Annotated in this window: 11 protein-coding genes and 1 pseudogene; 6 read left to right on the top strand and 6 right to left on the bottom strand. The window is 69.9% G+C overall.

Features of this window, described 5'->3' with window-relative positions:
- Positions 1-128 (bottom strand): annotated as a pseudogene (locus tag MVA01S_RS32135) (oxidoreductase); the annotation flags it as partial.
- Between the two features lie 96 nt (positions 129-224).
- Between MVA01S_RS32135 and lon the strand changes: the two are divergent.
- The 4 genes from lon (at position 225) to MVA01S_RS24190 (ending at position 4,934) form a co-directional block, all read left to right on the top strand.
- Positions 225-2,558: an endopeptidase La gene (gene lon, locus MVA01S_RS24205; RefSeq protein WP_003932326.1), complete on the top strand. Its 2,334-nt coding sequence runs from the start codon at positions 225-227 to the stop codon at positions 2,556-2,558.
- Positions 2,559-2,668: 110 nt separating this feature from the next.
- Entirely contained in the window at positions 2,669-3,301 is a 633-nt protein-coding gene (locus MVA01S_RS24200) for an HhH-GDP family DNA glycosylase (RefSeq protein WP_003932325.1), read from the top strand.
- A 23-nt stretch (positions 3,302-3,324) separates the two neighbouring features.
- A complete protein-coding gene (locus tag MVA01S_RS24195) occupies positions 3,325-3,924 on the top strand; it encodes a hypothetical protein (RefSeq protein ID WP_003932324.1) in 600 nt (199 codons plus the stop codon).
- A 14-nt stretch (positions 3,925-3,938) separates the two neighbouring features.
- Positions 3,939-4,934, top strand: coding sequence for a malate dehydrogenase (locus MVA01S_RS24190; RefSeq protein ID WP_003932323.1), 996 nt, complete (start codon positions 3,939-3,941; stop codon positions 4,932-4,934).
- 10 nt (positions 4,935-4,944) lie between these two features.
- Here the strand turns inward: MVA01S_RS24190 and MVA01S_RS24185 are convergent, their stop codons facing one another.
- Both MVA01S_RS24185 and MVA01S_RS24180 read right to left on the bottom strand, forming a co-directional pair.
- Positions 4,945-6,243, bottom strand: a complete 1,299-nt coding sequence (locus MVA01S_RS24185; protein WP_060941722.1) for a dicarboxylate/amino acid:cation symporter — start codon at positions 6,241-6,243, stop codon at positions 4,945-4,947.
- Positions 6,244-6,322: 79 nt separating this feature from the next.
- Positions 6,323-7,798: an acetyl-CoA acetyltransferase gene (locus MVA01S_RS24180; RefSeq protein WP_003932320.1), complete on the bottom strand. Its 1,476-nt coding sequence runs from the start codon at positions 7,796-7,798 to the stop codon at positions 6,323-6,325.
- A gap of 135 nt (positions 7,799-7,933) precedes the next feature.
- Here MVA01S_RS24180 and MVA01S_RS24175 point away from each other — a divergent pair, with 135 nt between their 5' ends.
- Positions 7,934-10,453: a phosphoketolase family protein gene (locus tag MVA01S_RS24175; RefSeq protein ID WP_003932319.1), complete on the top strand. Its 2,520-nt coding sequence runs from the start codon at positions 7,934-7,936 to the stop codon at positions 10,451-10,453.
- A gap of 19 nt (positions 10,454-10,472) precedes the next feature.
- A complete protein-coding gene (locus tag MVA01S_RS24170) occupies positions 10,473-11,234 on the top strand; it encodes a CPBP family intramembrane glutamic endopeptidase (RefSeq protein WP_040542347.1) in 762 nt (253 codons plus the stop codon).
- Positions 11,235-11,237: 3 nt separating this feature from the next.
- On the opposite strand, the gene MVA01S_RS24165 is transcribed toward MVA01S_RS24170, so the two are convergent.
- The 3 genes from MVA01S_RS24165 to MVA01S_RS24155 all read right to left on the bottom strand — a co-directional run.
- On the bottom strand, positions 11,238-12,251 hold the full coding sequence (locus tag MVA01S_RS24165) for a zinc-binding alcohol dehydrogenase family protein (RefSeq protein WP_040542511.1): 1,014 nt from the start codon (positions 12,249-12,251) through the stop codon (positions 11,238-11,240).
- 44 nt (positions 12,252-12,295) lie between these two features.
- Complete coding sequence (locus tag MVA01S_RS24160) at positions 12,296-12,601, bottom strand: GlsB/YeaQ/YmgE family stress response membrane protein (RefSeq protein ID WP_003932316.1); 306 nt, start codon at positions 12,599-12,601, stop codon at positions 12,296-12,298.
- A gap of 111 nt (positions 12,602-12,712) precedes the next feature.
- A partial coding sequence (locus MVA01S_RS24155) for an APA family fibronectin-binding glycoprotein (RefSeq protein ID WP_060941721.1) occupies positions 12,713-13,445 on the bottom strand: 733 nt, incomplete at its 5' end.

Raw genomic sequence — 13,445 nt, 5'->3', positions numbered from 1 at the left:
CGGGCGCCCAGCACGAGGCGCGCGCCGCGGTGGCCGAGCAGCCGTGCCGTGGCTTCGCCGATGCCGCTGCTGGCGCCGGTGATGGCCACGACGGTGTCGTTCAGGGGGTCGGTGTCCGGGTAGGTCATGCAGGCTATGACCCGGCGGCGGTCCCGGCTATTCCGGCCGGGAACAAATCGGGCGCCGTCAAGGTTGAGCGCATCAGGTTCAACTTTGGAGGTTTGATGCCTGAAGCTCTGCAAGTGCCGGTGTTGTTCGTCAGCGAACCCATCGTGCTGCCCGGCATGGTCGTGCCGATCGAACTGGACGACGCCGCCCGCGCCGCCGTCGAAGCGGCCCAGACCGCCGCGCCGACCGGTGAGGCCGGCAAACTGCTCATCGCGCCGCGGCTCGACGACCGCTACCCGACCTACGGTGTGCTGGCCTCGATCGTGCAGGTCGGCCACATCCCCGGCGGTGGCTCGGCCGCCGTCGTCAAGGGTGAGCGGCGCGCCCACATCGGGTCCGGCGCCACCGGACCCGGCGCCGCCCTGTGGGTGCTCGTCGACGAGGTCGCCGACCCCGTCATCACCGACGAAACCCGGGCGCTGGCCGCCGAGTACAAGAAACTGCTGCTGGCGATGCTGCAGCGCCGGGAGGCCTGGCAGATCGTCGACGTGGTCAACAAGATCACCGACCCGTCCGCGCTGGCCGACACCGCCGGGTACGCGTCGTACCTGACCGACGTCCAGCGGCGCGAACTGCTGGAGACCGAGAGCGTCGACACCCGGCTGCGCCGGTTGATCGACTGGACCGGCGACCACCTGGCCGAGGTCGAGGTGACCGACAAGATCGCCGAGGACGTCCGCGCCGGCATGGACAAGCAGCAGAAGGAATTCCTGCTGCGCCAACAGCTCGCCGCGATCCGCAAGGAACTCGGCGACGGCGAGCCCGACGGATCCGATGACTACCGGTCCCGCATCGAGGCCGCCGACCTGCCCGAGAAGGTCCGCGAAGCCGCGCTGCGCGAGGTCGGCAAGCTGGAACGTGCCAGCGAGCAGAGCCCGGAGGGCGGCTGGATCCGCACCTGGCTCGACACCGTGCTGGAGCTGCCGTGGAACGTCACGACCGAGGACTCGACGGACCTCAAGTCCGCCCGCGAGATCCTCGACGCCGACCACCACGGGCTGGACGACGTCAAGGACCGCATCGTCGAGTACCTGGCCGTCCGGGCGCGGCGCGCCCAGCGCGGCATGGCCGTGGTCGGCGGGCGCGGGTCCGGCGCGGTGATGGTGCTGGCCGGTCCCCCCGGCGTCGGCAAGACCTCGCTGGGCGAGTCCGTCGCCCGCGCGTTGGGCCGCAAGTTCGTCCGCGTCGCCCTCGGCGGCGTCCGCGACGAGGCCGAGATCCGGGGCCACCGCCGTACTTACGTCGGTGCGCTGCCCGGTCGGATCGTGCGCGCCATCGGCGAAGCGGGATCGATGAATCCCGTTGTGCTGCTGGACGAGATCGACAAGGTCGGCTCCGACTACCGGGGCGACCCGTCGGCGGCACTGCTCGAGGTGCTCGACCCGGCGCAGAACCACACCTTCCGGGACCACTACCTGGAGCTGGATCTCGACCTGTCCGACGTGGTGTTCCTGGCCACGGCCAACGTCGTCGAGAACATCCCGTCGGCGCTGCTGGACCGCATGGAGCTGATCCAGCTCGACGGCTACACCGCCGACGACAAGGTCGCGATCGCGCGGGACTACCTGTTGCCCAGGCAGTCCGAGCGCGCGGCGCTGACCGCCGACGAGGTCACGGTGACCGATGCGGCGCTGCGCAAGATCGCCGCGGATTACACCCGTGAACCCGGTGTGCGGCAGTTCGAACGGCTGTTGGCCAAGGCGTTGCGCAAGGCCACCACCAAACTGGCCGCCGACCCGTCGCCGATCACGATCGACGAGCCGGACCTGGTCGAGTACCTGGGCCGTCCGCGGTTCATGCCCGAGTCGGCCGAACGCACCGCGGTGCCCGGCGTGGCGACCGGGCTGGCCGTCACGGGCCTCGGCGGTGACGTCCTCTACATCGAGGCCGGCTCCACCGACGGCGACGCGGGATTGCAGCTCACCGGTCAGCTCGGCGACGTGATGAAGGAGTCCGCGCAGATCGCGCTGTCCTACGTCCGTTCGCACGCGGCCGAACTCGGCGTCGACCCGAAGGCGCTGGACCGGCGGATCCACGTGCACGTGCCTGCGGGCGCGGTGCCCAAGGACGGTCCGTCGGCCGGGGTGACCATGGTGACCGCGCTGGTCTCGATGGCCACCGGACGTCAGGTGCGCTCCGATGTCGGCATGACCGGTGAGGTCACGCTGAACGGGCGGGTGCTGCCGATCGGCGGGGTGAAGCAGAAGCTGCTCGCCGCGCAGCGCGCCGGGTTGTCGACGGTGTTCATCCCGCAGCGCAACGAGGCCGACCTCGACGATGTCCCGGCCGAGGTGCTCGACGCGCTGGACGTCCGGCCGATGACCGACGTCGCCGAGATCGTCGCGCAGGCGCTGGTGCCTGCCGACGAAACGGTGACCGCCGCGGCCTAACCCCTGCGGCTTTACCGCGAGCAGACGCAAACTCGCACGTTTCCTCCCGGATTCGTGCGAGTTTGTGTCTGCTCGCGCATGAGGGTGCGCGTGCCGGGTAGCCGACCGCCATGAGTGACGACGACACCCTCCGTCGGCTCGTCGACGCGGCGGGCACGACCTACGCCGAGGAAGCCGGCATCACGCTGGCCGACAAGCCGATGCCCCTGTTCGAACTGCTGGTGCTGTGCATGCTCGCCAGCAAGCCGATCGACGCCGCGGTCGCGACCCGGGCGGCCAGGGAGCTGTTCGAGGCGAAGCTGCGCATCCCCGACGCCGTGCTCGGAGCCGACCGCCGCACCATGATCGCCGCGTTCGGACGCGCCGGCTACGCCCGTTACGACGAGAGTTCGGCGACGCGGCTGGCCGACATCGCCACCGCGGTCCGCGACGACTACCACGGCGACCTGCGGCAGCTGGCCGCCCGCTGTGACCAGAACGTCGCCGCCGCCAAGCGACTGCTCAAGCAGTTCAAGGGGATCGGCGACACCGGGGCCGACATCTTCCTGCGCGAGGTCCAGGACGTGTGGACCTGGGCGCGGCCGTACTTCGATTCCCGTGCCGTCGGCGCGGCGACGAAGCTGGGACTGCCGGGTGACGCGGACGAGCTGGCCGCGCTTGGACGCTCCCAATGTGCCCGGCTCGCGGCGGCTTTGGTGCGGGTGTCGCTCGACGACAAGCTGCGTGACGCGGTCACGGCCTAGCCGCGGGATGATCCAATGGGGCCATGCGAAACCCGATCCGTGTCGGCCTCGCCGCGCTGACGCTGCTCGCCGCGGGCTGCTCGGGACCCACCGTGGTCACGACACCGGACAGTGCGTCGCCCGCATCGAGTGCCGCAGCGCCGGCACCGACGAGCACCAGGCCCAGCAACGCCCACCTGGCCAACGCGTATGACTTCGCAGCCGACTCCGGCGAGCAGACGGGATACTACTTCGTGTCCCCGAGCGGACGATGGGCCTGCGCCATCATCCCGCGGCTGCGCGCCGGCTGCCAGAACGCCCAGTCACCGTCGGCGCTCGGAATCCAGGCGGCGCCCGACGAGGTGCCCGGACCCGACGGCCGACCGGCCGCACCCACCGCGGTCGTCGTCGACCGGACCGGCGGGCCGCACTTCGCCGCAGTACCGTCCCCGGGCTTCACGCTGAAAACCGAACAGGCCGAGAAGCTTCCGTTCAACCGCATCCTGGCCGTCGCCGGCTTCCGCTGCAACGTGCAAGAAGCCACCGGGATCTCCTGCCTGTCCGAAGCCAGCGGCGAAGGGTTCACCTTCGCCGCCGACAGCTACGTCCCCGTCTACACCGACGTCCCGGCTGACGCCCCCTGAGTAGGGTCGACAGCATGCCGACAGACCAACTGCCCGTCACCGTCGTCGTCACCGGCGCCGCCGGCCACATCGGCTACGCGGCGCTGTTCCGTATCGCCGCCGGTGCCATGCTCGGGCGCGACACCCCGGTCACGCTGCGTCTGCTGGAGCTTCCCGACGCGGTGCGTGCCGCCGAGGGGGTGGTGATGGAACTCGACGACGGCGCCTTCCCGCTGCTGGCCGGCCTGGAGGTCTACGACGACCCGGTCCGTGCGTTCGACGGCGTGGACGTCGCGCTGCTGGTCGGGGCCAAGCCACGCACCAAAGGCATGGAGCGCGCGGACCTGCTCGGCGCGAACGCGGCGATCTTCGCCGCCGCCGGCCGCGCACTCAACGCCGGCGCCGCAGCCGGCGTGCGCGTCCTGGTGGTCGGCAACCCGGCCAACACCAACGCGCTGGTGGCCGCCGCGCACGCCCCCGACATCCCCGCCGAGCGTTTCACCGCGCTGACCCGGCTGGACCACAACCGGGCGATCGCGGCGATGTCCCGCCACTCCGGGGTCCCGGTCGCCGAGATCAGCCGGATGACGATCTGGGGCAACCACTCCCCGACCCAGTACCCCGACATCTTCCACGCGGTCGTCGGCGGCCGCTCGGGTGCCGACTATGCTGCCGACACCCATTGGCTGACAGACGATTTCATCCCGACGGTGGCCCGCCGCGGCACCGCGATCATCGAGGCGCGGGGCGCGAGCTCGGCGGCGTCGGCGGCCAATGGCGCGATCGACCACATCGACGACTGGGTACACGGCACCCCCGCCGGCGACTGGACGTCGGTGGCGCTGCCCTCCCCCGGCGCCTACGGAGTGGACGAGGGCCTGGTGTGTTCGTTCCCGTGCCGCTCGGTCGACGGCCGGTGGGAGATCGTCGAGGGCCTCGACATCAACCCGTTCTCGCGGACCCGCATCGATGCCAGCGTCGCCGAGCTGCGAGCCGAACGTGACGCGGTCGCCGCGCTCGGTCTGCTCTAGTCATCGGTAATCAGTCGGCTCGATCCGCGCGGGCCATCGCCGCGTCGTAGTCGGCCATGTCGAGTTCCTCGGCCACGACCACCTTGTCGCCGTTGTAGACGTCACGGTCGATCTCGTCGTCGGCGTCGGCGACCAGCATCGCCACGAACGTGTCGCCGTTGACGTTGAGGAACGTGCGGAATATCCCGGCGAACCAGTCGACGGCGATCAGCAGTCCGACGGCCTCGAACGGCAGACCCAGGGACGTCGCCAGGAACATCGCCACCACCGGGAAGCCGCCCGGGACGGTGATCGTGCCCATGTTCAGCAGGATCGCCAGCGCCATGCCGAGCGCGATCTGTCCGAAGCTCAGCTCGACGTTGCCGGCCTGCGCGAGGAACATCACGACGATCATGTAGTTGAGGACGGCCCCGTAGGAGCCCATCGTCAGCCCGATCGACAGCGTGAAGTTGGCGACCTTCTGGCTCACCCCCACCTTCTCGACGGTGTTCTTCAGCACGGTCGGGAAGGTCACCGCCGAGCTGGTGGTGGTGACCGCGATCGCGGTCTGTTCGGCCAGTTTCGCGGGAAGCTTCCACGGGTTCAGCCGGGTCCGGACGGTGACCACGACGACGAACAGCACGAACAGGATCAGGACCCCGGCCAGGGTGGTGCCGAGGTACTTCAGCGCGGTGGTGACGACCGAGAAACCCACGTCCCCCGCCATGTCGGCCAGCAGGCAGAACACACCTATCGGCGCGATGTACATCACCAGGCGGATCATCGTCAGCACGATCTGCTGGATCTGGTCGATGAACGTGAGCACCCCGGTGTCGCCGGTGCGGGTGACGTGGACGCGCAGCGCAATACCGAACAGCAGCGAGAACACGATGATCGGCACCATGGTCGCCGTCGACATCGCGGCGAAGATGTTGGTCGAGACGAAGTTGAGCACGGTGTCCTGCCAGCCCAGCGCCTCACCCGCTGACTCCTCCAGGCTGGGGTCGAGTTCCTCGGAGTAGACCATGCCGGTGCCCGGCTGGAACGCGGTGCTGAGCACCCAGGCCAGCAGCGCGGCGACCACCGAGAAGCCGAACATCCACCCGAAGGTGCGTACCGCGATCCTGCCGGTGCCGGCGCCGGTCATCGACCCGGTCGCCACGATGACCGACGCCATCACCAGCGGCACGATGGACATCTGGATGAGACGGATGAACAGGTCGCCGACGAACTTGAGGTTGGCCGCCCACTCGCCGACGGCCAGGCCGAAGAGAATCCCGGCGACGGCGGCGATGCCGATCTGCAGAGCGGGGTGTCGCAGCGTCTTCATGGGAGAGCAACGTAGGTCGTGGCGACTACCGGGACATGCCGCCCACGTGACAGCCGCGTTACCGACGCTGCCCGCGCGTCTACTCCAGCGTCGCGGTGCCGTCGGGGTGCACCCGCACCGCGGCGCCGGCGATGTCCTCGGCCACGGTCACCGCGGCGCCCTCGGGATCGGTGATCACCGCGAGCGCGCGGGCGTCCTCGGGGGTCCGCACGGCCAGGAACGCCTTCTCCGGCGCCCCGTCGCGGTTCACCGGGGTGGTCCACGACTCCACGGTGCCCACTCCGGCCCACTCCACCGCCGCGGTGCGGGTCGGCTCCCGGTCCACCTCTGATTGCACGTCCTCCCAACGGAATTCGTGCTCCGGGGGCTCGGTGCCGTACACGCCGAAGCTGTGCTTGGTCAGGTAGCCGCCGTTGGCGGTGATCAGGCCGCGCCGGCCGGGCTCGGCGACCAGCAGCTCGGCCATCGTCGCGATCGAGTGGGTGACGTAGTTGTTCCACGGCCCGCCCGCGAACGTGAGCCCGCCGGTGACGGTGAGCGGCCGCGCCGGGTCCCCGATCGGCAGCCCGAGCTCGCGGGCGGCCACCTGCACCGCCGACGGGAAGCACGAGTACACGTCGATCAGGTCGATGTCGTCCACCCCGGCGCCGGCCAGCTCCAGCGCGCGCAGTCCGGCGATGCGGATGGCCGGGGAGGCATGGAACTCGGCCCGCTCGGCGATCGCGTACGTGTCGTGCGAGTCGGCACCCGCGTACGGGAAAACCCAACGCTCCGTGGGGATTTGCAGTTGTCGTGCCTTCTCCGCCGAGGCCAGGATCAACACCGCGCCCTGATCGACCATGTTGTTGGAGTTCATCAGCTTGGTGTAGGGCCAGCTGACCATCCGGTTCTTCGGCGACGGCTCGGAGATCTGTTCGGCGGTCAGCGCCTCGCGGCTCCACGCGTGCGGGTTGGCGGCGGCCACCGCCGAGAACCCGGCCCACAACTGGCCGATGCGCCTGCGGTGCTCGTCGGGCGTTTCACCGGCGGCGATGCGCACCGCCTGCTCGAACATCGGATACACGTAGGCCGGCCGGTCGAGGTTGATCCGCATGTCGGACGGGCCCGCCATCGGCACGCTCTCATCGGCGCCCGGAGGCACGGGCACCGACTCGTCCTGCCTGGTCCAGTCCGGCCTGCGGCCCGCCGCGCGCAGCTTGGTGCGGGTGCGCCACGTCTCCGCGCCGGCGATCAGTATCACCTCGGCACTGCCCTGCTGGATGTCCAGACAGGCCAGGTTGACCAGGGTCTGCGGCACGTTGCCGCCGATGCCGGTGTAGCGGGTCACCGCCTTGTCGACCCGGATGCGTTGCGCCAGAAGCAATCCGGGATCGCGGTAACGCCACGAAAGAAGGTTCACGACACGGATCGCGTCGACCGCCTCGAGCACCCGGGCATCGGCAGCCTCGCGGGCCGCCGCCGCCATCAGATCGACCGGTTCGACGGCGGGGTCCTCCTGGTGCTGGTTGACCTGACCGTAGCCGATGAGAACCGGCGTCCTGGGATCGATGGGCATCAGAGCGGGCTGCCTTTCGCTGTGGGGCGGAGTCGTCGAGACGCCGGGCGGGCACGTGCGGTGCCGGCAGAAAGATTAACGCCCACGCCATCGGGTACGGGTTGACTGCACCCCGATGCGGAGTTGGATGGACAGATGACGACCACGACGACAGCCCAGGACAGTTCGGCCGACGCGCGGAAGGCCGACGCGTGGAAAATCGTGGAACGTCGCCCGCTCGGTGACGCCGAGATCGACCAGATCGACCGGTGGTGGCGGGCCGCGAATTATCTGTCGGTCGGCCAGATCTACCTGCTCGCCAACCCGCTCCTGCGTACGCCGTTGACCCGCGACGACGTCAAGCCGCGGCTGCTCGGGCACTGGGGCACCACCCCGGGGTTGAACTTCCTCTACGCCCACCTCAACCGGGCCATCAAGGAGCGTGGCCAGTCCACCATCTACCTGACCGGTCCGGGCCACGGTGGTCCGGGCCTGGTGGCCAACGCCTATCTCGACGGCACCTACAGCGAGATCTACCCCGACATCACCCAGGACGACGAGGGACTGCGCAGGCTGTTCCGTCAGTTCTCCTTCCCCGGCGGCATCCCGTCACACGTGGCCCCCGAAACTCCCGGCTCGATCCATGAAGGCGGCGAACTCGGCTACGTGCTGTCCCACGCCTATGGGGCAGCCTTCGACAACCCGGACCTGCTGGTGGCCGCGGTGGTCGGCGACGGAGAGGCCGAGACGGGACCGCTGGCGACCAGTTGGCATTCCAACAAGCTGATCAACGCCGCCCAGGACGGCGTGGTGCTGCCGATCCTGCACCTCAACGGCTACAAGATCGCCAACCCGACGGTGCTGGCGCGCATCCCCACCGACGAACTGCGCAGCCTGATGACCGGCTACGGCTACCAGCCGTACTTCTTCGAGGTGCCCGACGACGCCGACGGGGGTGCCGACGGGGACCATGCCGACGCGCACCGCCGCTTCGCGACCCTGCTCGACGACGCCCTCGACGAGATCGCCGAGATCAAAGCCCGCGCCACCGACGACGAGTCGCGCCCGCGCTGGCCGATGATCATCTTCCGGACCCCGAAAGGCTGGACCGGGCCGGCCTCCATCGACGGCAAGAAGACCACGGGTTCGTGGCGGGCGCACCAGGTGCCGCTGGCCAACGCCCGCGACACCGCCGACCACCTCCGCGTGCTGGCCGACTGGCTGGCCTCCTACCGTGCCGACGAACTGTTCGACGGTGACGGCAAACTGCTGCCCGACATCGCGTCGTTGGCTCCCGCCGGGCAGCTGCGGATGAGCGACAACCCGCACGCCAACGGCGGGCTGCTGCTCAAAGACCTGCGCCTGCCGAACTTCCGTGACTACGCCGTCGACGTGCCGGCTCCCGGCGCGACGATCGCCGAATCCACCCGCGTACTCGGCCAGTGGCTGACCGACGTGATCAGGCTCAACCCGCACAACTTCCGCATCTTCGGCCCCGACGAGACCGCGTCGAACCGGCTGCAGGCCGTCTACGACGCCACCGACAAACAGTGGGACGCCGAGTTCTTCGGTCCCGAGGTCGACGAGCACCTGGCCCGGGTAGGGCGGGTCGTCGAGATGCTGTCCGAGCACCAGTGCCAGGGCTGGCTGGAGGGCTATCTGCTGACCGGCAGGCACGGGTTGTTCAACTGCTACGAGGCGTTCATCCACATCATCGACTCGATGTTCAACCAGCACGCCAAATGGCTCAAGGTCACCGACGAGATCCCGTGGCGGCGGCCCATCGCGAGCCTGAACTACCTGCTGTCCAGTCACGTCTGGCGCCAGGACCACAACGGGTTCTCCCACCAGGACCCGGGCTTCATCGACCACGTCGTGAACAAGAGCGCCAAGGTGGTGCGCGTCTACCTGCCGCCGGACGCCAACACGCTGCTGTCGACCTACGACCACTGCCTGCGGTCACGCCAGTACGTCAACGTCGTCGTGGCGGGCAAACAGCCGTCCCCCCAGTTCCTGACCATGGAGGAGGCGGTCGCGCACTGCACCCGCGGGGTCGGTATCTGGGAGTGGGCAGGTTCGGAGCTGCTGGGCACCGACCCCGACGTCGTCCTCGCCTCGGCCGGTGACGTCCCGACGCTGGAGGCGCTGGCCGCCGCCGACATCCTGCGCCAGCATCTGCCCGACCTGAAGGTTCGCTTCGTCAACGTCGTGGACCTGATGAGGCTGCAGGACTCCACCGAGCATCCGCACGGGCTGACCGACCGTGACTTCGACATGATCTTCACCACCGACCGGCCCATCGTCTTCGCCTATCACGGATACCCGTGGCTGATCCACCGGCTCACCTACCGCCGCGCCGGGCACCCGAACCTGCACGTGCGCGGATATAAGGAGGAAGGCACCACGACGACGCCGTTCGACATGGTGATGCTCAACGACCTCGACCGCTATCACCTGGTGATGGACGTGATCGACCGGGTGCCGTCGCTGGGTTCGCGGTGCGCGCCGCTGCGTCAGCAGATGGCCGACAAGCGGCTCGCGGCGCGCGAGTACACCCGCGCGCACGGCGACGACATCCCCGAGGTCAAGGACTGGGTGTGGCCCGCGGCGCGCGAGTCCGGGTTCGGCACGGCCGGCGTCGACGCCACCGCGTCCACCGGGGGCGACAACGAATGACCGGTAGTCTGGTGCGGTTATGTCAGATGCCGTCGCCTCGCCGGTAGAGCCACACCCCGTGGTGGCTCAGCTCGCCGCGCTCCACCACTTCCGGACCTATGTCGATATCGCGGTCGTCGTGGTCGTGCTCGCGCTGTCGAACCTGCTGGCCCACTTCACCACCCCGTGGGCCAACGTGGTCGTCGTGCCTGCCGCCGCGGTCGGGCTGGTGCTGGTCGTGCGCTCGCGCGGACTGGGCTGGAGCGAGCTCGGGCTGGGCCGTGAGCACTGGCGGTCCGGTGCCGGGTACGCGCTCGGCGCGGTCGGCCTGGTCGGCGCCGTGATCGCGATCGGCGCCCTGCTGCCCTGGACGCGGCCGCTGTTCCTGAACAACAACTACGCGACGCTGTCGGGCGCGCTGGTCGCGTCGATGATCATCATTCCGTTGCAGACGGTGATCCCTGAGGAACTGGCCTTCCGGGGCGTGCTGCACGGCGCGCTGGACCGGGCCTGGGGGTGGCGCGGCGTCGCCGCCGCCGGGTCGCTGCTGTTCGGGATGTGGCATATCGCCACGTCGATGGGCCTGACGGCGAGCAACGTGGGCTTCACCCGGATCCTCGGTGGCGGGGTCTTCGGCATGGTCGTCGGCGTCGTCGGCGCGGTCGTGGCCACTGCCGCGGCGGGCTTCGTGTTCTCCTGGTTGCGGCGCCGCAGCGGCAGCTTGATCGCGCCGATCGCGCTGCACTGGTCACTCAACGGTTTGGGTGCGCTCGCGGCCGCGCTGGTGTGGCACCTGTCCTGACGACTATCCGACCAGTACCGCCGCGCCGGCGATCCGGCCGGCGCTGAGATCGCCGAGCGCCTCGTCGGCCTGGTCGAGCCGGTATTGCGGGTTGGACACCTGGAGCCGGTGTTCGGCGGCGAAGTCCAGGAACTCCTGAGCGTCGGTGCGGGTGTTCGATGTCACCGAGCGCATCTGGCGCTCCTGGAACAGGTGTCGCTGGTAGTTCAGCACCGGGATGTCGGTGAGGTGGATCCCGGCGATGGACAGCGTGCCGCCGCGGTCGAGTGCGGCCATCGCCGGCAGCACCAGCTCGCCGACCGGGGCGAACAGGATCGCCGAATCCAGCGGAACCGGCGGCGGGTCGGCCGCGCCCTGCACCGATGCGGCGCCGAGAGCCAGCGCCAGGTCTCTGGCGCGCCCGCCCCGCGTCATCACATGCACTTCGGCACCGCGCGCGAGCGCCACCTGCGCGGTCAGGTGCGCGCTGCCGCCGAATCCGTAGATGCCCAGCCGGCCGCCCGGCCGAAGGTCGGCACGCGCGAGCGCGCGGTAGCCGATGATGCCCGCGCACAGCAGCGGGGCCAGTTCGGTGTCGGAGTAACCGTCGGGCAGGCGCAGCGCGAAGTCCTCCGGCACCGTCGCGAACTCGGCGTAGCCGCCGTCGGCGTCCCAGCCGGTGTAACGGGACCGCGGGCACAGGTTCTCGTGCCCGCGCAGGCAGTACCGGCATTCGCCGCAGGTGTGGCGCAACCACGCGATGCCGACCAGGTCGCCGACGGCGAACCGCGTGCCGCTCCGCGCGCCGAGCCCGGGGCCGATCTGGACAACTTCGCCGACCACCTCATGGCCCGGGATGACCGAGGGTCGGTGCACCGGCAGGTCACCCTCGGTGACGTGCAGATCTGTGCGGCACACCCCGCAGGCCCGTACCTCGACGAGCAGCTCGCCAGGGCCGGGCTCGGGCACCGGCACGACGGCCCGGACCAGTGGCCGGGTGGCCATCGGCCCGGGCTTTCGCACCTGCCAGGCCCGCATCGTGGGCGCGGTCACCCGCTTCACGATGCCACGTGCGGGCGCGTTCAGACGCGCGACTTGGTGACCTTCCCGACGATCCACAGCAGGATCACCGCACCGAGGATGGCGGTGAACAGCGTGAACCACCAGCCGCCGCCTGCGGTGTCGACGAAGAAGCTCAGCAGGAAGCCGCCGATGAGGGCACCGACGATGCCGATCACGATGTTCATCAGCAGGCCCGAGCCGGACCCCTTCACGATCTTGCCGGCGAGCCATCCCGCGAGCGCCCCGATGATGATGTAGCCGATCCAGCCCACGCTGGTCAGCGTGGTCGAACGGGCGAGAAACTCGGTAGCTGCCACGACGTCCATCAGGTACTCCTGTTCTGTCGCCGACCCGGAGCGAATGCGACCGGGTCAAGCCCAGGTATACCTACGCCGGGTAACGAAACGGCAGTGGAAACAGGCAGCGAACGGACACGATCAGGCGGGTGGCAGCATTCCGGGCGCCGTATTCGGGTCGACCGGCACGGGCACACCGACCGCGGGGCGCGGCGCCGGCGCGTTCGGATCCGCCGGGGGCACCGGCGCGTTCGGGTCGGCGACCGGGGGCGGCGGAGGCGTGTACGGGCGAATCGAGTTCGCGAGCGTGACCGCCTCGTTCTGCGGAATCGGGTTGGCCGCGGTGCCGAGCCACACCACGAACCAGCGCTCAGGGGTGCGCTGCCCGCGCGGCGTGCCCGGGGCGACCGGGGTGCCGATGACGCCGGCCCAGATCTGGCCGTTGGGCTTGTTGGTGTCGGTGAACTTGACCTCGTAGGACGACGCGACGCCGGTCATGCCGTTGGCGTCGAGCGGGATGGTCTGCTGGTTGATCCGCGTGCCCGGGAACGGCATGAAGAACTCGCCCATGTCCGAGGCCAGTCGCTGGGCGGCCTTGGTGTTGTCGTTCTCCGCGCCGGCGAACAGCTTCAGGTCGAGCCGGCCGAGCAGCACGCTGGTGTCGTTGGGCGGCTGAGCGTCGGCCGGGGCGCCCTCGGGCGGCAGCTTGGTCAGCAGGGCCTGCCCGTAGGACAGCTGGGTGGAATCGGAGACCTCCCAGCCTGCCGGCACCACGTAGCTGAAGCCGCCGGCGGCGTTGTCGACGCGGCCGGGCTCCGGCGCGGGTGCCTGCGGGGCGTTCGGGTCGACGGGCGCGTTCGGGTCCGCGGGTGCC

It is taken from the genome of Mycolicibacterium vaccae NBRC 14118 = CIP 105934 (assembly GCF_001552715.1).
In the GTDB taxonomy this organism is placed as follows: domain Bacteria; phylum Actinomycetota; class Actinomycetes; order Mycobacteriales; family Mycobacteriaceae; genus Mycobacterium; species Mycobacterium vaccae.
This window is presented reverse-complemented; position numbering and strand designations above follow the sequence as displayed.